This is a genomic window from Solimonas terrae (genome assembly GCF_011067135.1).
Classification (GTDB): domain Bacteria; phylum Pseudomonadota; class Gammaproteobacteria; order Nevskiales; family Nevskiaceae; genus Solimonas; species Solimonas terrae.
Genome location: NZ_JAAMOW010000007.1, coordinates 19805 through 45189, shown reverse-complemented (window position 1 = coordinate 45189; position 25385 = coordinate 19805). Strand labels below are relative to the sequence as shown.

The window sequence follows — 25385 nt, the reverse complement described above, 5'->3', positions numbered from 1 at the left end:
GGGTGGGCCGTGTACGGCCGTATAATGACGGTCTTCCATGACTTCCACATCCGCGCCAACCGCCGCAGCGCCCGCCAGCGCCATCGAAATCCGCGGCATTCGCAAGCGCTATGGCGCGCTCGAGGCCCTGCGCGGCGTCAGCTTCGATATCCGTCGCGGCGAGTTCTTCGCGTTGCTGGGCCCCAACGGCGCCGGCAAGTCGACGCTGATCAGCATCATTTCCGGCCTCGTGCACGCCAGCGAGGGCAGCGTCAGCGTGCTCGGGCACGACACCGTGCGCGACTACCGCGCGGCGCGCCGGCGGCTCGGCGTCGTGCCGCAGGAGCTGGTGTTCGATCCGTTCTTCAAGGTGCGCGACATGCTGCGCATCCAGGCCGGCTACTACGGCTGCGGCAAGGAAGTCTGGCCCTGGATCGACGAAATGCTGGAGCGTCTCGATCTGTCGGCGAAGGCGAACGTTTCGATGCGCGCCCTGTCCGGCGGCATGAAGCGTCGCGTGCTGATTGCGCAGGCGCTGGTGCACAAGCCGCCGGTCGTGATCCTCGACGAGCCCACCGCCGGCGTCGACGTCGAACTGCGGCGCACCACCTGGGCGTTCATGAGCGATCTGCACCGCCAGGGCACGACCGTCGTGCTGACCACGCACTATCTGGAAGAAGCGCAGGAGCTGTGCTCGCGGATTGCGATCCTCGATCGCGGCAGTGTCGCGGTGATCGAGCCGACACAACACCTGCTTGCGCGGCATCCCTACCGTTTCCTGCGCATCAAGCTGGTGGACGGTGCGCAGCTGCCGGAAGGGTTGATGCCGCTGGTGACCGGCGAGGTCAATGGCGCACTGGAGCTGAAACTCGAAACCAGCCGCAATCCGATCGGTGGCGTGTTCGACGCGCTGCGCACGGCCGGCATCGGCATCGAGGACGTGCACACGCGCGAGCCCGACCTCGAAGACATCTTCATCGAGCTGACCGGTCACCCGGTCGGAGCGGTTGCGGCCGGAGCGCCGAAATGAGCCCCGATCAACTCGGCTTCGTCACCTTGCTGAAGAAGGAAGTGATGCGCTTCTGGTCGGTCCTCGGCCAGACCGTCATTGCACCCGTCATTACCGCGCTGCTGTATCTGCTGGTGTTCGCGCAGGCGATGAAAGGCCGGGCGCCGGTCTACCCTGGCGTCGGCTACGGCGAATTCCTGGTGCCGGGCCTGGTGATGATGACGGTGATCCAGAATGCATTCGCCAACACCTCGTCCAGCCTCACGCAATCGAAGATGATGGGCAATCTGGTATTCCTGCAGATGGCGCCGCTCGGGCCGCTGGAATGGTTCGGCGCGTACATCATCGCGGCGCTGTTCCGCTGCATGCTGGTCGCCTGCGCAATGCTGCTGGTCACGGTGCCGTTCGTGCATCTGCCGATTCATGCGCCGCTGGCGCTGCTCGTGATGTTCGTGTTGTCGGCCGGCAGTCTGGCGGCGCTCGGGCTGATTGCCGGCATCGTCGCCGAAAAGTTCGATCACATCGCCGCGTTCACCAATTTCTTCATCACGCCGCTGTCGTTTCTGTCCGGCGTGTTCTACTCGGTGCACGCCTTGCCGCCGCTCTGGTTCAAGGCCAGCCATTTCAATCCGTTCTTCTACATGATCGACGGCTTCCGCTACGGCTTCTTCGGTCACGCCGACGTGCCGATCCTCTACAGCGTGCTGTGGAGTTTCGGTTTCTTCGCCCTGGCCTCCGCGGTCTGCATGTGGATGCTCGTCACCGGCTACAAGCTGAAGCGATGACCATGACCAAAGATGAAATCCGCCAGTTGATCGAAACCGGCCTGCCGGGCGCGCAGGTCACCGTCATCGGTGACGACGGCCAGCACTTCGAAGCCATGGTGGTCAGCGCCGAGTTCGCCGGCAAGGCGCTGCTTGCCCAGCATCGTCTGGTCTACGCGACACTCGGCGAGAAGATGGGGCGCGAGATTCACGCGTTGAAGCTCACGACGCGGGTCGCCTGAGCCCTTCCGATTCGGGTAACGAAACCGCGAATCGCCTGACGATCATCGATCGTTCTTCACCCGTCACCAGGAACCATGGACAAATTCATCATCGCCGGCAACGGCCCGCTGGAAGGCGTGATCGATGCCTCCGGCGCGAAGAACGCGGCGCTGCCGATCCTCTGTGCGTCGCTGCTCTCCGACGAGCCGCTGCATGTGACCAATGTGCCGAAACTGTGGGACATCAACACCACCCGCAAGCTGCTGAGCCAGATGGGATGCACGGTCGACGAGCCGGCGGCGCACGAAATGATCGTCGACGCCAGGCCGATCACGACCTGTGTCGCGCCGTACGAGCTGGTGCGCACCATGCGTGCGTCGATCCTCGTGCTCGGGCCGCTGGTTGCGCGTCGCGGCGAAGCGCATGTGTCACTGCCCGGCGGTTGCGCGATCGGCGCCCGTCCGGTCGATCTGCACCTGATGGGCCTGGAAGCGATGGGCGCGGAGATCACCCTGGATGGCGGGTTCATCCACGCCAAGGCCAGGCGCCTCAAGGGGGCGCGCATCGTCTTCGACACCGTGACCGTGACCGGCACCGAGAACCTGATGATGGCGGCGACGCTCGCCGACGGTGAGACGGTGCTGGAGAACGCCGCGCGCGAGCCGGAAGTCGTCGATCTGGCGCGCTGCCTGCGGGCAATGGGCGCGAAGATCGAAGGCGACGGCACGACGACGATCCGCGTGCAGGGCGTTGGCGCGCTGCACGCCGCGAAGCATTCGGTGCTGCCGGACCGCATCGAGACCGGCAGTTATCTGGTCGCGGGCGCCGCGACGCGCGGCCGCGTGCGCGTCAATCGTACCGACCCGGCGATGCTCGATGCCGTGCTCGTCAAACTGCAGCAGGCCGGCGCCAAGATCTCGACCGGCCCGGACTTCATCGAAGTCGACATGCACGGCAAGCGTCCGTCGTCGGTCAATATCCACACCATGCCGCACCCCGGTTTTCCGACCGACATGCAGGCGCAGATGATGGCGCTGAACTGTCTGGCCGAAGGCGTCGGCGTGATCAAGGAAACGATCTTCGAGAACCGTTTCATGCATGCCCAGGAACTGCTGCGCCTGGGCGCCGACATCCGCATCGAAGGCAACACCGCGGTGATCACCGGCCGCGAGCGCCTGCAGGCGGCGCCGATCATGGCGACCGATCTGCGTGCCTCGGCCTCGCTGGTGATCGCCGCGCTGGCCGCCGATGGCGAGACCTTCATCGATCGCATCTATCACATGGATCGCGGTTACGAAGACATCGAAGGCAAGCTCGCGGCGCTGGGTGCCAGGATCAAGCGCGTCGCCAGGCTGATCTGACCCTGATCGCGATCGGCGCTGCCCCTGGCGCAGACCGCCCGCAGGCCGCACGTCCTGATGTACGCTGCGAAGGCGTCGCCGCGGTGGCGCACCGGTCGTCGCTTGCGACGCAAATTTCACCTGCGCTGAGGTCCTGTCATGGCGGAACCGACCAAGAAGCTCGCCGTGCTGATCGATGCCGACAACACGCAGCCGTCGATTGCCACCGCGCTGCTCGCCGAAATCGCGAAGTACGGTACGGCCAACGTCAAGCGCATCTACGGCGACTGGACGACCGACAACCTGAAAGGCTGGAAGAAGGTGCTGCTGGACCTCGCGATCCAGCCGATCCAGCAGTTCGGCTACACGACCGGCAAGAACGCGACCGACAGCCGCATGATCATCGACGCGATGGATTTGCTGTACAGCGAACGCTTCGACGGTTTCTGCCTGGTGTCCAGCGACAGCGATTTCACCGGCCTGGCGTCGCGCCTGCGTGAAGCCGGCCTGACCGTCTACGGCTTCGGCGAACGCAAGACACCGGTGTCGCTGCGCGCCGCCTGCGACAAGTTCATCTATCTCGATGTGCTGCGCGGGGCCGCCCCGAAAGCCAGGCCCGAGAAGGGGAATGAAGCGGCAACGCTGCCGCCGGCCAAGGCGCGGGCCGCGAAGAAGCCGCAGCGCCCGACGGCGCAGCCGGCCGAGGCCGAACGTCCTGCCGATGTTCGCCACGATGCCAAGAGCGATCCGAAGACCGATGTCGAACTGCACGAGCTGCTGGCGGAGGCGATCGACGATGCCGCCGACGACGACGGCTGGGCGACGCTGGGCGCGGTCGGCAATCTGATCGCCAAGCGTCGCGCCGACTTCGACTCGCGTAATTACGGGTACAGGAAACTCAGCGAACTGGTGGCTGCCGCCGGCCTGTTCGAGATCGACGAACGCAAATCGGCCGACGGCCGGCAGAAGACCGTCTATCTGCGCGATCCCAAGGCGGCCGCCTGACGGGCGCCCGGCGCGTGCGCGCGGTGTCACGAGGCTGCGGGTACAATCGCGCCCCCTGAGTGTTTTTCCCTAGAGCGATACGGCGATGACCGCCCTGACCCTGGCCCTTTCCAAGGGCCGCATCCTCGAAGAAAGCCTGCCGTTTCTGGCCCGCATCGGCCTCGATCCCGCCGGCGACATCGATCGCCTGCTGCGTGTGCCGTCGCGCACGCCCGGCGTCTCGCTGCTGATCATCCGGCCGACCGATGTGCCGACCTACGTCGAGTACGGTGCCGCCGATCTCGGCATCGTCGGCAAGGATGTGCTGATGGAAAACGGCAGCGCCGAACTGTACGAGCCGCTCGATCTGGACATCGCCAAGTGCCGGCTGTCGGTCGCCGCGAGGAAGGATGCGCTGCCGCGCGATCCGCGTCGGCGTCTGCGCGTCGCCACCAAGTATCCGGAAATCACGCGCCGGCATTTTGCCGACAAGGGTGAGCAGGTCGAGATCATCAAGCTGTACGGCTCGATGGAACTCGCGCCACTGGTCGGGCTGGCCGACGTCATTGTCGATCTGGTTGCGACCGGCTCGACGTTGCGCGCTAATGGTCTGGTTGAAACCGAGATCATCTGTCAGGTCAGTTCGCGTCTGGTCGTCAACAAGGCGGCGCTGAAGACCAAGAACGGGCAGATCACGACGCTGCTCGAACAGATCCGGCGCGCCAGCCAGCAGGGCAGGAAGGCGGCTTGATGGCCCCTGGAATGGAAATCCGGCGACTCGACAGCCGGGACGCGGAATTTCCGGCGCAGCTCGATGCGTTGCTGGATCGCGCGCCGGAGACCAGTATCGAGGTCACGCGCGTCGTCGACGAAATCGTCGCCGACATCCGTGTGCGCGGCGACCGCGCACTGCTCGAACTGAGCAACCGCTTCGACCGTCGCAGCCTGCAGTCAGCCAGCGAATTCGAGATATCGAAGACGGCCTGGGTGCAGGCCTGGGACGGACTGCCGGCCGATCTGCGCGCGGCGCTGGCGGCCGCCGCCGAGCGCATCCGCGCCTACGCCGAACACCAGAAGCTGGCGCCGTTCGCGTACACCGACGCGCTCGGCAATACCCTCGGTCAGGAGGTGCGGTCGCTCGAGCGCGTCGGCATTTATGTGCCGGGTGGCAAGGCAGCGTATCCGTCGTCGGTGTTGATGAACGCGATTCCGGCGAAGGTCGCCGGCGTCGACGACATCGTCATGGTCGTGCCGGCGCCGGGTGGGGAACTCAATCCCGTTGTCCTCGCTGCCGCGCATCTGGCCGGTGTCGATCGCCTGTTCACGATCGGTGGCGCGCAGGCGGTCGCGGCGCTGGCCTTCGGTACCGCAACGATTCCCGCGGTCGACAAGATCGTCGGGCCCGGCAATGCCTATGTGGCGGCTGCCAAGCGCGCCGTGTTCGGCCGTGTCGGCATCGATTCGATCGCCGGGCCCAGCGAGATCGTCGTCATCAGCGATCGCGGCTCCGATCCGCGCTGGATCGCGATGGATCTGTTTTCGCAGGCCGAGCACGGCGAGGACTCCGAATCGATCCTGATTTCACCGGACGCCGATTTTCTCGACCGCGTTGCCGCCGCGATGGCCGAGCGTGTCACGACGCTGCCGCGCGAGGCCATCGTGCGCGCGTCGATCGCCGGGCGCGGTGCGTTGATCCTGGTACGCGATCTCGACGAGGCCTGCGCGGTTTCGAACCGCATCGCACCGGAGCATCTCGAACTCGCCGTCGATGCGCCACGCGCCCTGTTGCCGAAGATCCGCCACGCCGGTGCGATCTTCCTCGGGCGCCACACGCCGGAGGCTTTCGGTGACTACTGTGCGGGTCCCAATCACGTGCTGCCGACGTCGCGCGCGGCACGCTTCTCGAATCCGCTCGGCGTTTACGAATTTCAGAAGCGCAGCAGCCTGATCGACTGTTCGGTCGACGGCGCGCGGACGCTCGCACGGATCGCCGGTCGCATCGCCGACGCCGAGGGTTTGCAGGCGCATGCGCAAAGTGCGCGGGACCGCGGTTGATATGACCGTCGTCCCGGCACGGACACGGTGTAACTGGCGATGAGTGGGGTTGTCGTCTTGCTCGTGCTCGCAGTGCTTGCGATGAGCGTGTTGCTCAAGCGGGCCAGTACTCCGTCCAAGCCGAATCTCGCGAAGGGAAAACTTGACACGAGTGGCGCCTGGCCGCTGCAGCGAAGGGATTTGATGCAGCGATCCGAAGCGGTGCTCTTTCACCGCTTCTCGGAAGCGCTGCCTGATCACGTCATCTTGGCGCAGGTTGCGATGCAGAGCTTTCTCAAGGTGCGACAGGGCGAGCGTCAAGCGCAGGCGTGGCAGTGGAAGTTCGACAAGAAGTATGTCGACTTCGTGATTTGCGATCAAAACTTCGCAATCATCGCGGTGGTGGAGCTCGACGGTGCATCGCACCGAGACGAGAAGCAGGCTGAGCGGGATCGCGACAAGAGTCGTGCCCTGTCGGCCGCGGGCATTCGGCTTGTTCGACTGGAGCCGGAGCGGCTGCCGAGCGGTCAGGCCATCCGCGAGCTTCTGGGAATTACCGTCACCAATCTTTCGTAGTCACTCAATCGATCGCTTCGATTGCTGCGCGCAGTTGCCGGTAGCCTTCGACGAGTCGCGGTCCGGGGCGGCCGAGAAATTCCTCGCTGATGGCGACGATGCGGCCATCGCGAACCGCTGGAACGTCCTGCCAGCCGTCGCGCCGGACCACCACGTCGGCGCGATACTTGTCGACCTTCACGCCGCACCAGCTCATGGCGATCAGATCGATGTCCTCGGCGGGCGGCTCACCCGCCGCGTAGCTGTGGGTCTGCATGTCGGCCGCGCCGAGCGCATTGCGGCCGCCGGCGCGTTCGATCAGGTCGTGGACCCATGAGCGCCGGGCAGCGCCGATCACCGGCTTCGGCCACCATTCGACGAGCACGCGCGGCGCATCATCGCGCTGTGACTGCAGCGGCATGGCGGCCTGCATCTCGGCAACCAGGCGCTCGCCGCGTTCGGGGATCGCCAGCGCCGCCGCGATGCGGTGAATGTCGTCGAACACGTCGCCGAGATTCTGCGGGTTGCAGACCACGTGCGGGACGCCGCGAGCCGCGAATTCGGCGACGATGCGTTGGTGACCGGGAACCGTCAGCGAGGTCAGCACCAGGTCCGGCTTCAAGGCCATGGCTGCGTCGACATCGAGTTGCAGATCGCGACCGAGCTGCACGAGTTCGCTGACGACCTCGGGCGGATGATCGGAGTCGCTGTCGACGGCAATCAGCTGGTCCCGGGCGCCGAGTGCGCAGACGATCTCGGTGTTCGAGCAGGTGTGCGAAACGACTCGCATCAAGCCTCGATTTTCGCGAACTGCTTGCGTGCGTTCGCCTTCCAGGCCAGCGCCAAAGCATGACCGGCCAGGGCGCCAAGACCCGGCAGCCGGCCTTCGGCGCGAATCACGTAGTCGATCTCGGTGCCGGCGCCGGTGTTGCGCAGACGAATGCTGCCGAGATGATTCTTCAGAGGGCTGCCGCGACTGATCGTGTAGTCGATCCGTTGTGGCCGATCGAAGACGACGATGGTTTCGTCGAAGGCGAGCGGGCCCGGACCGATGCGTCGCACCGAGCCGACCCCATTCGGCTCGGCCGCGTCGTCGCCGGGCTTGATGCGCGTGCACCTGCCGCCGAACAGCGCGGCGAAATTTTGGTGATCGGCCAGAAATTCGAAAACGCGGTCGATCGGTGCATTGATCTGCTCGTGGAAATGCACTTCGCGCTGGGCCATCGGACGATCCTGAAGAAACGGGAATGAAAACTCTAGCAGCGCAGCCGCTCGAAAGCGCCGATAATGCGCGCGGGAGTCGGCCGGGCAATCGCCGCTGCATCTTGCAGGGGAGGAAAGTCCGGGCTCCGCAGGGCAAGGTGCCAGGTAACGCCTGGGCGGCGTGAGCCGACGGAAAGTGCAACAGAGAACAGACCGCCGAACGCATCGAGGTCGCTGCAAGGCATCGCGATGGCGTGGCAAGGGTGAAACGGTGCGGTAAGAGCGCACCGCGGTTCCGGTAACGGAAACGGCACGGCAAACCCCACCGGGAGCAAGACCAAATAGGGAAGGGCTCGTCGGCAACGACGGGACGCGTGGCCCACGCGCCTTCCGGGTAGGTCGCTTGAGCGTCGCAGTGATGCGCTGCCTAGAGGAATGATTGTCGGGACGCGCAAGCGTTCGCACAGAACCCGGCTTACAGGCCGACTCCCCTCTTTTTGCCCCACTATGGCGCTCAGCCACGAGTCTGATGCGCACCACTGGTGCGTCAGGAGTGTGTATTTTTGATAGATTTTATATCAATAGTATGGCTTTCATCTCGAAAGACAGCCCCGCGACGACGCGCGCACTCAAGCTGAAGTCTTCATGAACGAAAACTCAGCGCGGACACAGGTTTGGCCAGCTTTCCACATGAGCTTTTTTGTCTAAGCGGGTGTTTGTAAAAGAGATTGTTAGTTCGATGGCGTCGCGGGATGTAAGCCGCTGTTTCAACGCGATTTTTGCCGGAAAGGACGCTTGCGCGAGGGGGGGTGGTGGGATATAGTCAGCTTCAAGTGGTGGAAAGTGGGAGAAAGTGGGGGACGCCTCACAGCGCGCATGTTGTTTTCCGGGTCACATCATCTTTCGATTGACGAGAAAGGCCGCCTGGCCGTCCCGGCGCGCTTTCGTCAGCACCTGTCCGAACGTTGCGGCGGACAATTGGTGGTGACTCGCGGCCCCGATCCCGATTGCCTCGTGATGTACCCGATGCCGGAATTCGAACGCCTCGCCGACGACATCGAGAACATGGTCGATCGCGTCGACGCCGAGCGTGCCAAGGCGATCACCATCGGCTTTGCCGCCGACACCGAGATGGACAAGCAGGGGCGCATCCTCATCCCGCCCAATCTGCGCAAGATTGCCAAACTCGAGGGGCCCGCCGTGCTGATGGGTCAGATCCGCCGCTTCGATCTGTGGGCGGCGAACGAGTACGAGGCGCGCTTCGGCAACGGCTCGACGCTGTTCGGCGAGAGCGCCCACGAAGCGTTCCGGACCCTGAAGCGGTGAGCGCCGGCAATGCCATTCGACCTCGCCCCAGCCTTGCACCGGAGCGGGCCTGACCGCGCCATGAACCTGCATCGTCCGGTGATGCTCGATGAAGCCGTCGCCGGCCTTGCGGTCCGCGACGCCGGTATTTACGTGGACGGCACCTTCGGCCGCGGCGGCCACAGCGCCGCGATCCTCGAACGGCTCGGCGCGCAGGGACATCTGCATGCACTCGATCAGGATCCGCAGGCGGTTGCCCATGCGCGCGAGCGCTTCGGCGACGAGCCGAGGCTGACCATTCATCACCGCAACTTCGCAGAACTCGCCCAGGCCGCTGCGGCGATCGGCGTCGCCGGGCAGATCGATGGCGTGCTGATGGACCTCGGCGTGTCGTCACCGCAGCTCGACGACGCGGGCCGCGGCTTCAGCTTCAGCAAGGACGGCCCGCTCGACATGCGGATGAATCCGCAGGCCGGCGAGTCGGCCGCGGATTGGCTGGCGCGTGCCGAAGAAGCGGAGATCGCCGACGTGATCTGGCGCTATGGCGACGAACGCAACAGCCGTCGCATTGCACGGCGCATCGTCGAAACGCGCGCTGCCGCGCCGCTGACCACGACCGCCCAGCTGGCGAATCTGATTGCCGGCGTGCCCGGCCCGCGCTCGCACCACATCCACCCGGCGACGCGCAGCTTCCAGGCGATCCGCATCCACGTCAATCGCGAGCTGGACGTGCTCGCCGAGGGTTTGCAGCAGGCTGTCAGCGTGCTGAAGCCCGGCGGTCGCCTGGTCGTGATCGCGTTCCACTCGCTGGAAGACCGCATCGTCAAACGTTATCTGCGCGATTCGGCGCGCAGCGAGACGCCGACGTTGAAGCTGCACGGCAAGCAGTTCCCGACGCGCGAAGAGGCCAGTGCGAATCCGCGGGCGCGCAGCGCCGTGCTACGCATTGCCGAGCGCCTGCCATGAGCGCACCGGCGATGTGTTCGCGCGACCGCTGCGCCATCGGTGCGGGGCGAGAGGTGCAAACGTGAAGCGCGGTGCTCTGCTGATCCCCCTGAGCCTGATCATCGCCATCGTCGTGTCGGCGCTTGCCGTCGTGCGCACCAAGCACGAGAACCGCGGACTGGTCACCGAGCTCGAGGGTTTGCGCAGCGATCGCGAACGGCTCGACATGGAATGGGCGCAGCTGCAGCTGGAAGAAGCGACGCTCGCCAACAACAACCGCGTCGAAAGGATCGCCCGCAATCAGCTCGGCATGACCGAGCCGAATGATTACGTGATCGTCGAGGACAAGCCGTGAAGGCGCGGCGTCTGGCACCTGCGCCGGCACCCGCGCCGGTCGGCGGCTGGCGTCGCGGTTTCGTGCTCGGCGTGATGGCGCTCGGTGCCTGCGTCGTGTTCGGGCGCGCGTTCCAGCTGGAAGTCATCGATCAGGACTTTCTCGCCGCGGAAGGCAGCAAGCGCTCGATTCGCGACGTGACGATTCCCGCGCACCGCGGCGCGATCGTCGATCGCCGCGGCGAGCCGCTCGCCCTGTCGGCGCCGGTGGAGTCGCTGTGGGCGGTGCCGCAGGCCCTGCTCGATGCGCCGCGCTATGTCGATGCGGTCGCCAAGCTGCTCGGTCGCCAGCCCGACGAGCTGCGCAAATTCCTGCAGGCACGTGCCGATCGCAAGTTCGTCTACATCAGCGATCCGTTGTCGCCCGGCGAGGCCAAGCGCGTGCTGTCGCTCGGTGCGCCGGGCGTGTTCTCCGATCCTTCGTATGCACGCTACTACCCGGCCGGCGAAGTGGCCGGCCAGGTCGTCGGCTTCTGCGGCCGCGACGGCACCGGTCTCGAAGGCATCGAGAAGGCGCAGGAGTCGGTGCTCGCCGGCAAGCAGGGTTCGCGTCGCGTGATTCGCGATCGCGCCGGGCATATCGTCGAAGACAATCTGAAGTTCGTCGAGGCGCAGTCCGGCGAGGATGTGCAGCTGACGATCGACCTGCGCATCCAGTACCTCGCCTATCGCGAGCTCAAGGAAGCGGTCGCCGAACACAAGGCCAAGGGCGGCACGATCGTCATCGCCGACAGTGCGACCGGCGACATCCTGGCGATCGCGTCGCAGCCGGGGTTCAATCCGAACAACCCGGGCGAGCGCAAACCACCGGGCACACGCAACCGCGCCATCACCGACCTGTACGAACCGGGGTCGACCGCCAAGCCCTTGCTGGTCGCACAGGCGCTGGAGCTCGGCCTGTTCCAGCCGACCAGCACGATCGACACCACGCCCGGCTGGTTCAAGGTCGGCGCGCTGACCGTGCGCGACGATCACCCCGGCGGCGTGATGGACCTGGCGAAAATACTCGCCAAGTCGAGCAACGTCGGCGCCGCCAAGATCGGTCTGACGCTGGGGCCAGAAGCGGTCTGGGCCGGCCTGCAGCGTTTCGGCATTGCCGAGCCGCTCTACACGGCGTTTCCCGGCGAAGCCAACTCCGTATTGCGCCACTACAGCCAATGGGGCGAGATCGCGACCGCCACCGCATCGTACGGCTACGGCTGGTCGCTCAATGCGCTGCACGAAGTGCGCGCGTATTCGGCGCTCGCCAACGACGGCCTGATGCCGCATCTGCGTCTCATCAAGAACGCGCCGCCGGTGCCGCCACAGCGTGCGATCTCGGCGCGGACGGCGCGCGAAGTACGCGAGATGCTGGAAACGGTGGTCGCGCCGGGCGGCAGCGCCACGCGCGCGGCTATCCAGGGCTACAAGGTCGCCGGCAAGACCGGCACCGCACGCAAGCTGTCCGACAACGGGGTGTACGACGCAAACCGGCACATGGCGCTGTTCGTCGGCATGGTGCCTGCGGAAAATCCGCGCCTCGTCGGTCTCGTCATCATCGACGAGCCCAGCGACGGCCGTTACTACGGCGGCCTGGCCGCGGCGCCGGTCTTCGCCAGTGTCATGCAGGGCGCCGCACGTCTGCTGCAGATTTCGCCGGAAGGCACGCATACACCGGATCTCGCGCCGCCGAGCCTGCCGCGTGCGGTTGGCGGTCCGACCATGGTCAAAGTCAATGCGAGGACGACGCGATGAGCGGCGCTGCGCATTCGCTGCGAAGCCTGCTGGCCGGGTACGACGCCCCGGCCCCGGATTTCGACGTTACCGGCGTGGAAATCGATTCGCGCAAGGTGTCGCCTGGCGATCTGTTTCTCGCCTGCAAGGGTAGCGGCGCCTCACGCAGCGCAGCGCACGGCTTGTCGTTCATCGAGCAGGTCCTGCAGCGCGGTGCGGCGGCCGTGGCCTGGGAGCCGGCATCGGGCATCGTCGAGCCGGACATCGGGATCCCGCAGGTGCCGGTTGCGCAGTTGTCGCAGCGCGCCGGCGAGATCGCCGCGCGTTTCCACGATCATCCGTCGCGGCACATGTACTGCGTCGGCGTCACCGGAACCGACGGCAAGACGTCGACCGCGTATCTGATCGCACAGGCATTTGAAGCGCTGCACCAGGCCTGTGGCTACCTCGGCACGATCGGCATGGGCCGCGTCGGCGCGCTGGCGACCAGCACGCACACGACGCCGGATCCGATCAGTCTGCAGCAGTGGCTGGCGCAGATGCGCCGCGACGGCGTGCGGACGATCGCGATGGAGGTGTCGTCGCACGCGCTCGATCAGGCGCGCGTTGCCGGCACCACGTTCCGCACTGCCGTGCTGACCAACATCAGCCGCGACCATCTCGATTATCACGGTACGGTCGAGGCGTATGCGGCAGCCAAGCGCAAGCTGTTCGAGCGCAGCGAGCTGCTCTGTGCCGTGCTCAACCGAGACGATGTCTGGGGCCGCAGGTGGATCGCCGAACAGCGCGATCGCATCGAGGTCATCAGTTACGGCATCGACGGCGAAGCGCCGGCGACACCGCATCTGATTGCACGCGAACTGGCGCTCGACGCGCAGGGCCTGCGCTTCACGGTCGACAGCCATCTCGGCGCCGTGCAGATCCGCAGCCGCCTGCTCGGGCGTTTCAATGTCCACAATCTGCTGGCCGCACTCGGAGCGCTGATCAGCCACGACATTCCCTTGCGTGACGCGGCCGCGGCGCTCGAACAGGCACATACGGTGCCCGGGCGCATCGAGGGCTTTCGTGGCGCGGAGGGTCAGCCGCTGGTCGTCGTCGACTACGCGCACACGCCGGAAGCGCTGCGTCAGGTGCTGACGGCCGTGCGTGCGCATACCGCGGGGCGACTGCTCTGCGTGTTCGGGTGCGGCGGTGACCGTGATCGTGGCAAGCGTCCGCTGATGGCCGCTGCGGCGCTGGCGCTGGCGGACACGGTCTTCATCACCGACGACAATCCGCGGCACGAATCGCCACAGGCGATCGTTGCCGAAATCCTGGCCGGCATCGCACTCGCGCCGGCCGGCACCGCTGCGCCGCGTGTCGAACACGATCGTGCATCGGCCATCCGCATGGCGATCGCCGCTGCCGGTCGCGACGACGTGGTCGTGATCGCCGGCAAGGGCCACGAGGATTACCAGATCTACGGCAACGAAGTGAGAAGCTTCAGCGACCGCGGGTTCGTTGCCGGGCAGCTGGGCGTGGAGCCGCGCGCATGATGTTCGCGCTCGACGAACTGGTCGCACCGCTGGCTGCCGAATTGCGCGGTGCGGATCGGCGGTTTGCGCGGGTGACGACCGACAGCCGTGGCGTCGCCGACGGTGCACTGTTCGTCGCGCTCCGCGGCGAACGCTTCGACGGTCACGCCTTCGTTGCACAGGCTCGCGCGGCCGGCGCGGTTGCGGCTCTGGTATCGGACTACGTCGACGTCGAACTGCCGCAGCTCAAGGTCGCGGACACCCTGGTCGGCCTGCAGCGCATGGCGGCGCTCTGGCGCGCTCGTTTCGACATTCCGGTGGTGGCCGTGACCGGCAGCAACGGCAAGACCACGACCAAGCAGATGCTGGCGTCGGTGTTTGCGGCACGCGGTCCCGTGCTCGCGACCGAAGGCAATCTCAACAACCACATCGGCGTACCGCTGACGCTGTTGAAGATGCGCGGCGAACATCGCACCGCGGTGATCGAAATGGGGGCCAATCACGCCGGCGAGATCGCGCTGCTCGCGTCGATCGCCAGGCCCGATGTCGGCGTCGTCACGCAGGCCGGCGATGCGCACCTCGAAGGCTTCGGTTCGCGCGACGGCGTGGCCAGGGCCAAGGGCGAGCTGTTCGCGGCCCTCGGTGCCGATGGCGTCGCGGTCATCAATGCCGACGATCATTACTACCCGCTGTGGAAAACGCTGGCCGGCGACGCGTCGGTGCTGAGCTTCGGCCTGCGTGACGGCGTCGATGTGCAGGCTCTGCATCTGGAGCCGCAGGCCGGCGCCGGCAGCCGCTTCACGCTGGCGACGCCGCAGGGTCGCGCGGAGCTGATGCTGAGCATGCCCGGGCGCCACAACGTCATGAATGCCCTGGCCGCAGCCGCCTGCGGCGTCGCGCTCGGTCTGGAGCCGGCGCAGATCGCGATCGGCCTGTCGCGCAGCGAGGGCGCGAGCGGCCGCCTCGACTGGAAGACCACTGCGCAGGGCGCGCGGCTGCTCGACGACAGCTACAACGCCAATCCGAGCTCGCTGCGCGCCGGCCTCGAACTGCTGGCCGAACTGCCCGGTCGACGCTGGCTGGTGCTCGGCAACATGGCCGAACTCGGCGATACCGCAGCGCAATTGCACGCCGACGCCGGTGCCGCCGCCAAGCGGCTGGGCATCGAACGCCTGTTTGCGGTCGGGGCGCTGGCCGGCGAGGCCGTGCGTGCCTTCGGCAATGGCGGCGAGCGTTTTGACGATACCGAACAACTCGCGGCCGCACTGGCGCCGCAGCTCGACAGAACCATCACCTTGCTGGTGAAGGGCTCGCGATCGGCGCGCATGGAGCGCATCGTTGCCGCCCTCACCGGTGAAGCGTCGATCGGGGGAATGCACTAGTGCTCTATCACCTCGCTGAATTCCTGAAGCAGTATGTGAGCGGCTTCAACGCCTTCACGTATCTGACGCTGCGCAGCGTGCTCGGCGTGCTGACGGCGCTGATCTTCTGCTTCTCGTTCGGGCCGCTGCTGATCGAGCGCCTGTACCGGTTCAAATTCGGCCAGCCGGTGCGTTCGGACGGCCCGCAGAGCCATCTGAAGAAGACCGGTACACCGACCATGGGCGGCGTGCTGATCCTCGGCGCGATTTCGGTATCGACCTTGCTGTGGGCCGACCTCCGGAATCGTTTCGTCTGGTTCGCGCTGATCGTGACCCTCGCGTTCGGTGCGGTCGGTTTTGCCGACGACTACATCAAGATCAAGTACAAGGACCCCAAGGGTCTGCCGGCACGCAGGAAGTATTTCTGGCTGTCGCTGGCCGGCTTCGGCATTGCGACGCTGATGTACTGGACGGCGAGCACACCGGCCGAAACGATGCTGTTCTTCCCGTTCATCAAGCACGTCTCGATCTCGCTCGGCCTGTTCTTCATTCCCTGGGCGTATCTGGTGATCGTCGGCAGCAGCAACGCGGTCAATCTCACCGACGGCCTCGATGGCCTGGCGATCATGCCGACCGTGCTGGTGGCGTCGGCGCTGGCGATCTTCGCGTACGCGAGCGGCAACGCGAAGTTCGCGGCGTATCTGAGCATTCCGTACATCAGCGGCATCGGTGAACTGGCGATCTTCTGCACGGCGATCGCCGGCGCCGGCCTCGGCTTTCTCTGGTTCAACGCCTATCCGGCCCAGGTGTTCATGGGCGACGTCGGCGCGCTCGCGCTGGGCGCCGCGCTTGGCGTGGTCGCGGTGCTGGTGCGTCAGGAATTCGTGCTCGCGATCATGGGCGGCATCTTCGTCGCCGAGACGGTGTCGGTCGCCTTGCAGGTGCTGTACTTCAAGTACAGCGGCGGCAAGCGCATCTTCCGCATGGCGCCCCTGCACCACCACTACGAACTCAAGGGCTGGCCCGAGCCGAAGATCATCGTCCGCTTCTGGATCATCACGCTGATTCTCGTGTTGATCGGCCTTGCGTCGCTGAAGGTGCGCTGATGGCGGACTTTCACGGCCAGCAGATTCTGATCGTCGGGCTCGGTGCCAGTGGCGCTTCGAGCCTGCGCTACCTGGCGCGCCGCGGCGCTCGGCTGGATGTCACCGACACGCGCAGCGCACCGGCGGGGATCGAAGCGCTGCGCGCCGAGTTTCCGCAAGTCGGATTCCGGCTCGGCGGCTTTGCCGCGCCGCAGCCCTTGACCGCGTATGCGATGGCGGTCGTGTCGCCGGGCGTGTCGCTGGACGAAGCCTTCGTGCGCGAACTGGCGGCGGCCGGTGTCGAGATCGTCGGCGACATCGAACTGTTCGCACGCGCGGCCCACGCGCCGGTGGTCGGCATCACCGGCAGCAATGGCAAGAGCACGGTCACCACGCTGGTCGGCGAGATGGCGAAAGCGGCCGGCCTGCAGGTCGCCGTCGGTGGCAATCTCGGCACGCCGGCGCTCGATCTGCTCGCCGACGACGTTGCCCTCTACGTGCTCGAGCTGTCGAGCTTCCAGCTGGAAACGACCCGCAGTCTGCGCTGCGCGGCGGCGACGATCCTGAACCTGTCGCAGGATCATCTCGACCGCCACGGCACGATGGCGCACTACGCTGCCGTCAAGGCGCGCATCTTCGACAAGACCGCTGTCGCGATCGTCAATCGCGACGATCCCGCGGTCATGGCGCTGGCGCCGGCCCATGCGATCTCGTTCGGTCTCGATGCGCCGGAGGCAGAACAGTACGGCCTGCGGGCATTGCCGGACGGCCCGGCGCTGGCGCGGGGCGATGCCGGTGTCCTGCCGCTCGCCGAGCTGAAGATCTTCGGGCTGCACAATGCCGCCAACGCACTGGCAGCGCTGGCGCTTGCCGATGCTGTCGGCATTGCGCGTGCGGCGAGCGTCGCGGCGTTGCGCAGCTTCGGCGGCCTGCCGCATCGCTGCGAGTTCGTTGCGCGCGTCGCCGGCGTCGATTACTTCAATGATTCGAAGGGCACCAACGTCGGTTCGACACTGGCCGCGCTGAACGGCCTGCCGGCACCGATCGTCTGGCTCGGTGGCGGGCAGGGCAAGGGGCAGTCGTTCGTCGATCTGCGCGACGCGCTTGCGCGCAAGGGGCGCGCGGCGGTGCTGTTCGGCGAAGACGCCGCCGTGATCGAACGCGACGTGCACGGCGCGCTGCCGATCTGGTGCGAGGCCGACATGGGCGGCGCGCTGCGGCGTGCCCGTTCTCTGGCCGAGCCCGGCGATCGGGTCCTGCTGTCGCCGGCCTGCGCCAGCTTCGATCAGTTCAAGAGCTATGTCGATCGCGGCGAACAGTTCCGCGCCGCCGTGCGGGAGCTCGCATGAACAGCGCAACGATGGGCTGGGGCATTCCCAAGACCCGCTTCGGAATCGACAACTGGCTGTGCGGCGCGATTCTCGTTCTGCTGCTCTGGGGTCTGGTGATGGTCGCGTCCGCGTCTGTCGCGCAGGCCGAGAAGATCACCGGTGACCCGTTCTACTACTTCTTCCGGCAGCTGCTGTTCATGGCGATCGGTGGCGGCCTCGGTTTCGTGATGTATTGCGTGCCGATGCAGCAATGGGAGCGCAGCAGCACCTGGCTGTTCATCTTCGCGCTCGGCCTGCTGGTGCTGGTGCTGATTCCGGGCATCGGCGTCAAGGTCAATGCCGCACGCCGCTGGATCGACGTCGGCGTGTTCGGTCTGCAGGCGTCCGAGCCCGTGCGCCTGGCGCTGATCATTTATGTCGCCAGCTACATCACGCGCCGACAGGAACAATTGCAGACCAGCTTCAAGGGTCTGGCGATGCCGGTCGTTGCGGTGATGCTGCCCTGCCTGCTGCTGTTGATGGAACCGGACTTCGGCGCGACTGCAATCCTGCTCGGCGTCGTCTTCCTGATGCTGTTTCTCGGCGGCGCGCGCGTGCATTACTACCTGGCTTTCGTCGGCTTTGCCGCTGCCGGTCTGGTGATGATCGCGGTCGCGGCGCCGTATCGCGTCAAGCGCATGCTCAACTTCATGGATCCCTGGGCGGACGTCGAGAATGCCGGCTGGCAGCTCGCGCAGTCGCTGATCGCCGTCGGTCGCGGCGAGTGGACCGGGGTCGGGCTCGGCAACAGCGTGCAGAAGCTGCTGTACCTGCCGGAGATGCATACCGACTTCATCTTCGCGATCCTTGCCGAAGAATTCGGCCTGCTCGGCATCAGCATCCTGATCACGCTGTTCGGCATCGTCGTCTGGCGCGGCTTCGCGATCGCGCGTCGTGCCGAACTCGACGGGCGCCGGTTCTCGGCCTACGTCTGCTACGGCCTCTCCGGCTGGCTGGGCTTGCAGGCGCTGATCAACATGGCCGTCAACATGGGCCTGCTGCCGACCAAGGGTCTGACACTGCCGCTGATGAGCTATGGCGGTTCGTCGCTGCTGACGGTCTGTGCGCTGCTGGGCCTGATCCTGCGGGTCGACTACGAAAATCGCGCGGCCGCATTCGGCGTGACCTCGGCAGAGGATCGCAAATGAGCGCGGCCATGAAATTCGTGGTCATGGCGGGAGGCACCGGTGGCCACGTCTACCCGGCACTCGCGGTCGCGCAGGAACTGCGCGCGCGCGGACACGAAGTGAGCTGGATGGGTGCGCCGGACAGCTTCGAAGCGCGCGTCGTGCCGCAGCACGGTTTCGCGATCGACTTCATCCGCGTCTCCGGCCTGCGCGGCAAGGGCATCGGCAAGCTGCTGCAGGCGCCGCTGCTGATCGTGCGTGCCGTGCGCGAGGCGCTCGCGATACTCAAGGCGCGGCGGCCGGCGGCGGTGCTCGGCTTCGGTGGCTTTGCCGCGGGCCCCGGCGGACTGGCGGCATGGCTCAGCGGCCGGCCGCTCGTCATTCACGAACAGAACGCCGCTGCCGGGCTGACCAATCGCTGCCTTGCGCGACTGTCGCGCCGGGTGCTGCAGGCCTTCCCGGATACCTTCGGCAAGGCGGTGACGGTCGGCAATCCGGTGCGCGCCGGCTTTGCCGAGTTGCCGCCGCCGGCGACACGGCTCGCCCACGATGGCGCGCCGCGACTGCTGGTGATCGGCGGCTCGCAGGGGGCGCGCGCGCTCAACGAACAATTGCCCCAGGCGCTCGCGCTGTTGCCCGCCGCGCAGCGACCGCAGGTCCGGCATCAGGCCGGGCGCACGCTCGAGATTGCGCAGCGCGCCTATGGCCAGGCGCAGGTCGAGGCCGACGTCACGGCGTTCATCGACGACATGCCCGCGGCATTCGCCTGGGCCGATCTGGTCGTGTGCCGTGCCGGTGCGTCGACGATCGCCGAGGTCGGCGCCGCCGGCAATGCGACGATCCTCGTGCCGTTTCCGTTTGCGGTGGACGATCACCAGACGCGCAATGCCGCCTACCTGGTCGATGCCGGCGCGGCGGTCCTGCTGCCGGAGCACCGTCTCGATGCGGCGCGTCTCGCGCAGCTGCTCGGCGAGTTGCTCGGCGACCGCCAGCGCCTGCAGCGGATGGCCGACGCCGCGCGCAGCCGTGCCTGGCACGACGCCAGCAAAACCATTGCCGACGCCTGCTTGCAGGTCGCCGGAGCGACGCCATGAGCGCGACCCTCAATCCGACGATGGCAATGCGTCGCGTGCGACGCATCCACATGCTCGGCATCGGCGGCTCCGGCATGGCAGGCATCGCCGAAGTGCTGATCAATCTCGGCTATCAGGTCAGCGGGACCGACCTGAAAAGCAGCGCGGCCACCGATCGTCTGCGCGAGCTTGGCGCCACCATCTTCATCGGTCATGCCGAGAAGAACGCCGAAGGTGCCGACGCCATCGTCGTCTCGACGGCCGTGAAGGCGAGCAATCCGGAAGTGGTCTACGCGCATGCGCAGCGCATTCCGGTCGTGCGTCGCGCGGAAATGCTCGCGGAGCTGATGCGCTTCCGTTACGGCATCGCCATCGCCGGTACGCATGGCAAGACCACGACCACCAGCCTGGTTGCCAGCGTGCTGGCCGAAGGCGGGCTGGACCCCACCTATGTGATCGGCGGCAAGCTCAAGTCCGCCGGCAGCAATGCGCGGCTCGGTGCCGGCCACTATCTCGTTGCCGAAGCCGACGAAAGCGATGCGTCGTTCCTGCATCTGTCGCCGATGATTGCCGCCGTCACCAACATCGACGCCGATCATCTGGAAACCTACGCGCACGATTTCCGCAAGCTGCGCGCGGCGTTCATCGAGTTCCTGCATCGTCTGCCGTTCTACGGTCTGGCGGTGATGTGCATCGACGATCCGGTCGTGCGCGAGCTGCTCAACGACGTCGGCCGGCCGGTGCTGACCTACGGCTTTGCCGAAGACGCCGATCTGCGCGCCTGCGACATCCGGCCGGAAGGCAGTGGCGCGCACTTCACGGTCTGCCATGTCGACGGCGACGGCAAGGCCGGCAAGGAGGAGTTTCACCTCAACCTGCCGGGCGAGCACAACGTGCAGAACGCGCTGGTGGCGATCGCGATCGGCCGCGAACTCGGCGTGTCCTTCGACGCGATGCGCCGTGCGCTGTCGGGTTTCGGCGGTGTCGGCCGGCGCTGCGAACCGCACGGCGAGCTGCCGCTGGCGAAGGGGCGCTTCGTGCTGGTCGATGACTACGGCCATCATCCGCGCGAGATCGCCGCGACGTTCCAGGCAATGCGCGCCGCGCATCCGCAGCGGCGCCTGGTCGTTGCCTTCCAGCCGCACCGCTACACGCGCACGCGTGATCTGTTCGAGGATTTCGCCGCGATCCTGGCGGAAGCCGACGCCTTGTTGCTCGCCGAGGTCTACGCGGCCGGTGAAGCGCCGATCGAAGGCGCCGACGGGCGTGCGCTGGCGCGTGCAATCCGCGCCCGCGGCCAGGTCGAGCCGGTGTTCGTCGCCAGTGTCGCCGAACTGCCGGACGCCCTCTCGCACGTGCTGCGCGACGGCGATCTGCTGCTGACGATGGGCGCCGGCGACGTCGGCGGGCTGCCGGCGCTGCTGCAGCAGCAGTTCAGACCGGGAGTGCCGGCATGAACCTCATGCACGACGAGCCGATGGCACGGCACACCTCATGGCGGGTCGGTGGCCCGGCCGATCGTTACTTCGAGCCGTCGACGCGCGAATCACTGTCGAGCTTCGTGCGCAGCCTGGCCGCCGATGAACCGATCCTGTGGATCGGTCTGGGCAGCAATCTGCTGGTTCGCGACGGCGGCGTGCGCGGCACGGTGATCGGCCTGCATGGCGCGCTCGACGAGCTTCGGCGCGTCGACGCCGACACGATCGAGGCCGAAGCCGGCGTGCACTGTGCGCGACTTGCCAAATTCACGGTGGCCGCAAAGCTTGCCGGTGCCGGGTTCTTCGCCGGCATACCGGGCACGGTCGGCGGCGCGCTGGCGATGAACGCCGGTGCGCACGGTGGCGAAACCTGGGATGTGGTGCGCGAGGTCGAGGTGATGCGTCGCGACGGCACGACCGTGTGGCTGCCGCGGCAGGCGTTCCGCTACGGCTATCGCCACGTCGAGCTGCCCGATGACGTGGTCGGGTTTGTCGCCGCAAGGTTCACGTTCAAGGCCGATGCGGGTGGTGTCGCCGAAGCGGACATGAAGGCCTGGCTCGCGCGCCGCAAGGCAACCCAGCCCGTCGGCCGGCCGACGGCCGGCAGCACTTTCCGCAATCCGCCGGGTGACCACGCCGCGCGCCTGATCGAGCACTGCGGCCTCAAGGGACATCGCATCGGTGGCGCCGAGGTCTCGATGCTGCACGCCAATTTCATCATTACCGACGAGACCGCGTGCGCGGCCGACGTCGAGCGCCTGATTGCCTGCATTCGTGACACCGTGCGCGAGAAGACCGGCATCGAGCTGCAGCCGGAAGTGCGCATCGTCGGAGAACGCGCATGACGCGAACGACGAACCCTGCGGCATTCGGTCGCGTCGCCGTGCTTGCGGGCGGCTGGAGTAGCGAGCGCCAGGTCGCGCTGTGGAGCGGCGAGGGCATTCATGCCGCGCTCGTTGCGAAAGGCGTCGATGCGACCCTGATCGATGCGACGCCGGAGATCGTTCTGAACCTTGGCAGGCAGGGTTACGACCGCGTCTTCAACATCCTGCACGGCACCGGCGGTGAGGACGGCACCGTACAAGCCGCGCTCGACCTGCAGAACATTCCGTACACCGGCAGCGGCGTGCTCGCATCGGCGCTGGCGATGGACAAGCTGCGCACCAAGCGTCTGTGGAAGGCCGAAGGCCTGCCGACGCCGGAATGGCTGTGGATCGAGCATGAGGCCGATCTGACGACGGCCGTCGAACGCCTGGGCCTGCCGCTGATCATCAAGCCTTCCGAAGAGGGTTCGAGCGTCGGCGTCAGCAAGGTCAAGCATGCCGACCAGTTGCATGTCGCGTGGCAACTGGCGCGCGGCAGCGACGGTGCGGGTGACGACCGTGTGGTGATGGCGGAGCGCTTCATCGGCGGCGGTACGCAGGGGCACGAGTTCACCTGCGCGATCCTCGACGGCGTGGCCCTGCCGACGATTCGCATCGAACCGGATGGCGAATTCTACGATTACAACGCCAAGTATCTGTCCGACAACACGCGCTATCACTGCCCGAGCGGTCTCGACGCCGAGCTCGAAGCGCAGGTGCAGGCGATCTGTCTGCGCGCCTTCCGGCTGCTCGGCGCGCGTGGCTGGGGGCGCGTCGACTTCATGCTCGATGCCGACGATCGGCCGTGGCTGATCGAAGCCAATCTGGTGCCGGGCATGACCTCGCACAGTCTCGTGCCGATGGCCGCGAAAGCGCGCGGCATCGACTACCCCGAACTGTGCTGGACGATTCTCGAAGGCACCTTGCCGGGCGCAGCGGAGGGCGGCGGATGACCGCACTGACGATGACGGCCGACGACATGTTCGATCAAGCGCAATCTCCGATGCATCGCCATCTGCTGCTGCTGGCAGGTGTGGTCGCGTTCGTCGGCGTGATCGGTGCCGGCTGGGGCGCGCTGTCGATCGGCAGTCATACGCCGGTCGCGCGGATCCAGATCGAGGGACACCTGCAGCGGCTCAAGAGCAGCGACATCGATGCGGCGCTGCGGCCGCTGGTCGATCGCGAGTTCGGTGCGCTCGATCTCGACGCTGCCAGGCACGCGGTCGAAGCGCTGCCGTGGACCTCGCGTGCGAGCGTCGAGCGGGTGTGGCCGGCAACGGTGCGCGTGCGGGTCTGGGAGCGCACGCCGTTCGCGCACTGGGGCGACAAGGCCTTGCTCGACAGCGACGCCCGGGTCTTCACGCCACCCGCCAGCGAAGTGCCGGACGGTTTGCCGCAACTGGCCGGACCGAGCGGTGCCGAAGAAGACGTGGCCCAGATGTTCCGCACCCTCAGCGGCGAGCTGGCGTCGTCGGCGTTTCCGCTGCAGGGACTGACCCAGGACGCGCGCGGCGAATGGGGCGGGCACACAACGGACGGCGTCGAACTGCGCTTCGGCCGTACCGACCCCGAAGAGAAAGTCGAGATGCTGCGCGGCCCTGCCGAGCGTGTCCTCAAGAACCGGATGAACGAAGTGAAATACGTCGATCTGCGCTACACGAACGGGTTCTCTGTCGGCTGGCAGGATCCGTCCAAATCAGACAGCACGGAGGGTCGCTGACATGGCACGTCGCGAAGAGCGCAATCTGCTGGTCGGCATCGACATCGGCACGTCGAAGTGCGTGGCCGTGGTCGGCCAGCTGATGCCGGAAGGGCACATCGAGATCGTCGGCTACGGCGAGCACGCATCGCGCGGCATGAATCGCGGTGATGTCGTCAACATCGAGCTGACCACGCAGGCGATCAAGCGTGCGGTCGAGAACGCCGAACACATGGCGAACTGCCGTGCGCAGTCGGTCTATGTCGGCATTTCCGGCACGCACATCCGCAGTCTCAATTCGACCGGCGTCGCGCCGGTGCGCGCGGGCAGTGTCTCGGATCGCGATGTCGACAGCGTGATGGACGCCGCACGCGCGATCGCGATTCCGGCCGATCAGAAGATCCTGCACGTGATTCCGCAGGAGTTCGTCGTCGACGGCCGCGAGGGCATTCACGACCCGATCGGCATGCACGGCGTGCGGCTCGAAGCCAAGGTGCACATCGTCACCGGCTCGATCTCGGCGGCGCAGAACATCTACAAGTGCGTCGAGTCCTGCGGCCTCAAGGTCGACAAGCTGATCCTCCAGCATCTGGCGTCGAGCTACGCGACCCTGCTGCCGGACGAGCGCGATCTCGGTGCCTGCATGATCGACATCGGCGGCGGCACGTCGGACATCGCGATCTTCAAGGGCGGCACGATCCGCCACACGGCGGTGCTGCCGATCGCCGGCAACCAGGTCACCAACGACATCAGCGTCGCGTTCCGCACGCCGGCGCCGTACGCCGAGGAATTGAAGGTGCACTACGGCGTGGCGTTGCCGCAGTTCGCCGCGGCGCACGAGGAGATCGAGGTCAAGGGGGTTGGCGATGCACCGTCGCGGCGCCTGTCGCGGCTGACGCTGGCCGAGGTCATCAAGCCGCGCTACGAAGAACTCTTTCACTTCATTCGCAAGGAACTGCACCGCTCCGACTGGTACGAACTGGTCGCCGGCGGCGTGGTGCTGACCGGGGGGTCGTCGCAGATGCCCGGCGTCGTCGAACTCGCCGAGCAGGTCTTCGATCTGCCGGTGCGTCTGGGCCTGCCGCACGACGTGCAGGGGCTCAAGGATGTGGTGCGCAATCCGGCCTGCGCCACGGCGGTGGGGCTGCTGATGTACGGCCGGCAGAACCAGCCGCAGACCCCGACGCTGCCGACCCAGGGGGTCGGGCAGTGGTTGCACCGCGTCAACGAATGGATCAAGGGCAGTTTCTGAGCAAGGCGGAATCGTTTTTTTTTAGATGTTTTTGAGCTTTTTTTATTGACATTGGCACTGTGATGAACTATTTTAATTTTGCGAAAATGTTTCACATAAAAAACAAGCCGCCGCAGG

The 25385-nt window shown here is 66.4% G+C and carries 25 protein-coding genes and 1 other RNA gene; 24 read left to right on the top strand and 2 right to left on the bottom strand.

The window, feature by feature from the left end:
* The first annotated feature begins 37 nt into the window (after nt 1-37).
* The 8 genes from G7Y85_RS13660 to G7Y85_RS13625 all read left to right on the top strand — a co-directional run bounded on the left by G7Y85_RS13660 (nt 38) and on the right by G7Y85_RS13625 (nt 6908).
* The gene (locus tag G7Y85_RS13660; protein ID WP_166258072.1) at nt 38-1009 is read left to right on the top strand and encodes an ABC transporter ATP-binding protein; all 972 of its coding nucleotides are present in this window, start codon (nt 38-40) and stop codon (nt 1007-1009) included.
* A complete protein-coding gene (locus G7Y85_RS13655; RefSeq protein ID WP_166258069.1) occupies nt 1006-1773 on the top strand; it encodes an ABC transporter permease in 768 nt (255 codons plus the stop codon). Before G7Y85_RS13660 ends, G7Y85_RS13655 begins: the two co-directional genes overlap by 4 nt.
* A 2-nt stretch (nt 1774-1775) precedes the next feature.
* Nucleotides 1776-1994 carry a BolA family protein gene (locus G7Y85_RS13650; protein ID WP_166258066.1) on the top strand — a complete coding sequence of 73 codons (219 nt, stop codon included), beginning with the start codon at nt 1776-1778 and terminating at the stop codon, nt 1992-1994.
* Nucleotides 1995-2069: 75 nt separating this feature from the next.
* The gene (murA, locus tag G7Y85_RS13645) at nt 2070-3335 is read left to right on the top strand and encodes a UDP-N-acetylglucosamine 1-carboxyvinyltransferase (protein ID WP_166258063.1); all 1266 of its coding nucleotides are present in this window, start codon (nt 2070-2072) and stop codon (nt 3333-3335) included.
* 138 nt (nt 3336-3473) lie between these two features.
* Nucleotides 3474-4319 carry an NYN domain-containing protein gene (locus G7Y85_RS13640; protein WP_166258060.1) on the top strand — a complete coding sequence of 282 codons (846 nt, stop codon included), beginning with the start codon at nt 3474-3476 and terminating at the stop codon, nt 4317-4319.
* A gap of 85 nt (nt 4320-4404) precedes the next feature.
* Entirely contained in the window at nt 4405-5049 is a 645-nt protein-coding gene (gene hisG / locus G7Y85_RS13635; protein ID WP_166258056.1) for an ATP phosphoribosyltransferase, read from the top strand.
* The gene (gene hisD / locus G7Y85_RS13630) at nt 5049-6353 is read left to right on the top strand and encodes a histidinol dehydrogenase (protein ID WP_166258053.1); all 1305 of its coding nucleotides are present in this window, start codon (nt 5049-5051) and stop codon (nt 6351-6353) included. Before hisG ends, hisD begins: the two co-directional genes overlap by 1 nt.
* 81 nt (nt 6354-6434) lie before the next feature.
* A complete protein-coding gene (locus G7Y85_RS13625) occupies nt 6435-6908 on the top strand; it encodes a DUF2726 domain-containing protein (RefSeq protein WP_166258049.1) in 474 nt (157 codons plus the stop codon).
* Nucleotides 6909-6912: 4 nt separating this feature from the next.
* On the opposite strand, the gene G7Y85_RS13620 is transcribed toward G7Y85_RS13625, so the two are convergent.
* Both G7Y85_RS13620 and G7Y85_RS13615 read right to left on the bottom strand, forming a co-directional pair.
* Nucleotides 6913-7677, bottom strand: a complete 765-nt coding sequence (locus G7Y85_RS13620) for an ABC transporter substrate-binding protein (RefSeq protein WP_166258046.1) — start codon at nt 7675-7677, stop codon at nt 6913-6915.
* Nucleotides 7677-8111 carry an SRPBCC family protein gene (locus tag G7Y85_RS13615; protein ID WP_166258043.1) on the bottom strand — a complete coding sequence of 145 codons (435 nt, stop codon included), beginning with the start codon at nt 8109-8111 and terminating at the stop codon, nt 7677-7679. Before G7Y85_RS13615 ends, G7Y85_RS13620 begins: the two co-directional genes overlap by 1 nt.
* A 72-nt stretch (nt 8112-8183) precedes the next feature.
* Here G7Y85_RS13615 and rnpB point away from each other — a divergent pair.
* From rnpB to ftsA, 16 genes are all read left to right on the top strand, one after another.
* Nucleotides 8184-8584, top strand: an RNA gene (gene rnpB / locus G7Y85_RS13610) — RNase P RNA component class A.
* Nucleotides 8585-8885: 301 nt separating this feature from the next.
* The gene (gene mraZ / locus G7Y85_RS13605) at nt 8886-9416 is read left to right on the top strand and encodes a division/cell wall cluster transcriptional repressor MraZ (RefSeq protein ID WP_166258040.1); all 531 of its coding nucleotides are present in this window, start codon (nt 8886-8888) and stop codon (nt 9414-9416) included.
* 60 nt (nt 9417-9476) lie between these two features.
* Complete coding sequence (gene rsmH, locus G7Y85_RS13600) at nt 9477-10361, top strand: 16S rRNA (cytosine(1402)-N(4))-methyltransferase RsmH (protein WP_166258037.1); 885 nt, start codon at nt 9477-9479, stop codon at nt 10359-10361.
* 61 nt (nt 10362-10422) lie between these two features.
* On the top strand, nt 10423-10695 hold the full coding sequence (ftsL, locus tag G7Y85_RS13595) for a cell division protein FtsL (protein ID WP_166258034.1): 273 nt from the start codon (nt 10423-10425) through the stop codon (nt 10693-10695).
* Entirely contained in the window at nt 10692-12467 is a 1776-nt protein-coding gene (locus tag G7Y85_RS13590; protein WP_366514971.1) for a peptidoglycan D,D-transpeptidase FtsI family protein, read from the top strand. The genes ftsL and G7Y85_RS13590 overlap by 4 nt, the downstream gene beginning before the upstream one ends.
* Nucleotides 12464-13981 (top strand): UDP-N-acetylmuramoyl-L-alanyl-D-glutamate--2,6-diaminopimelate ligase, encoded by a 1518-nt coding sequence (locus G7Y85_RS13585; protein WP_166258031.1) that lies wholly within the window; start codon nt 12464-12466, stop codon nt 13979-13981. The genes G7Y85_RS13590 and G7Y85_RS13585 overlap by 4 nt, the downstream gene beginning before the upstream one ends.
* The gene (locus G7Y85_RS13580; protein ID WP_166258852.1) at nt 13981-15342 is read left to right on the top strand and encodes a UDP-N-acetylmuramoyl-tripeptide--D-alanyl-D-alanine ligase; all 1362 of its coding nucleotides are present in this window, start codon (nt 13981-13983) and stop codon (nt 15340-15342) included. Before G7Y85_RS13585 ends, G7Y85_RS13580 begins: the two co-directional genes overlap by 1 nt.
* On the top strand, nt 15342-16427 hold the full coding sequence (gene mraY, locus G7Y85_RS13575; protein ID WP_166258028.1) for a phospho-N-acetylmuramoyl-pentapeptide-transferase: 1086 nt from the start codon (nt 15342-15344) through the stop codon (nt 16425-16427). Before G7Y85_RS13580 ends, mraY begins: the two co-directional genes overlap by 1 nt.
* On the top strand, nt 16427-17755 hold the full coding sequence (gene murD / locus G7Y85_RS13570; RefSeq protein WP_166258025.1) for a UDP-N-acetylmuramoyl-L-alanine--D-glutamate ligase: 1329 nt from the start codon (nt 16427-16429) through the stop codon (nt 17753-17755). The genes mraY and murD overlap by 1 nt, the downstream gene beginning before the upstream one ends.
* Nucleotides 17752-18924: a putative lipid II flippase FtsW gene (gene ftsW / locus G7Y85_RS13565; RefSeq protein ID WP_166258020.1), complete on the top strand. Its 1173-nt coding sequence runs from the start codon at nt 17752-17754 to the stop codon at nt 18922-18924. Before murD ends, ftsW begins: the two co-directional genes overlap by 4 nt.
* 8 nt (nt 18925-18932) lie before the next feature.
* Nucleotides 18933-19997, top strand: coding sequence for an undecaprenyldiphospho-muramoylpentapeptide beta-N-acetylglucosaminyltransferase (murG, locus tag G7Y85_RS13560; RefSeq protein WP_166258017.1), 1065 nt, complete (start codon nt 18933-18935; stop codon nt 19995-19997).
* Nucleotides 19994-21433: a UDP-N-acetylmuramate--L-alanine ligase gene (gene murC / locus G7Y85_RS13555; RefSeq protein ID WP_174839779.1), complete on the top strand. Its 1440-nt coding sequence runs from the start codon at nt 19994-19996 to the stop codon at nt 21431-21433. The genes murG and murC overlap by 4 nt, the downstream gene beginning before the upstream one ends.
* Entirely contained in the window at nt 21430-22299 is an 870-nt protein-coding gene (murB, locus tag G7Y85_RS13550; RefSeq protein WP_166258014.1) for a UDP-N-acetylmuramate dehydrogenase, read from the top strand. Before murC ends, murB begins: the two co-directional genes overlap by 4 nt.
* A complete protein-coding gene (locus tag G7Y85_RS13545) occupies nt 22296-23270 on the top strand; it encodes a D-alanine--D-alanine ligase (protein WP_166258011.1) in 975 nt (324 codons plus the stop codon). Before murB ends, G7Y85_RS13545 begins: the two co-directional genes overlap by 4 nt.
* Nucleotides 23267-24037 (top strand): cell division protein FtsQ/DivIB, encoded by a 771-nt coding sequence (locus G7Y85_RS13540; RefSeq protein WP_166258008.1) that lies wholly within the window; start codon nt 23267-23269, stop codon nt 24035-24037. The genes G7Y85_RS13545 and G7Y85_RS13540 overlap by 4 nt, the downstream gene beginning before the upstream one ends.
* A gap of 1 nt (nt 24038) precedes the next feature.
* Nucleotides 24039-25268 carry a cell division protein FtsA gene (gene ftsA / locus G7Y85_RS13535; protein WP_166258005.1) on the top strand — a complete coding sequence of 410 codons (1230 nt, stop codon included), beginning with the start codon at nt 24039-24041 and terminating at the stop codon, nt 25266-25268.
* Nucleotides 25269-25385: the final 117 nt, after the last annotated feature.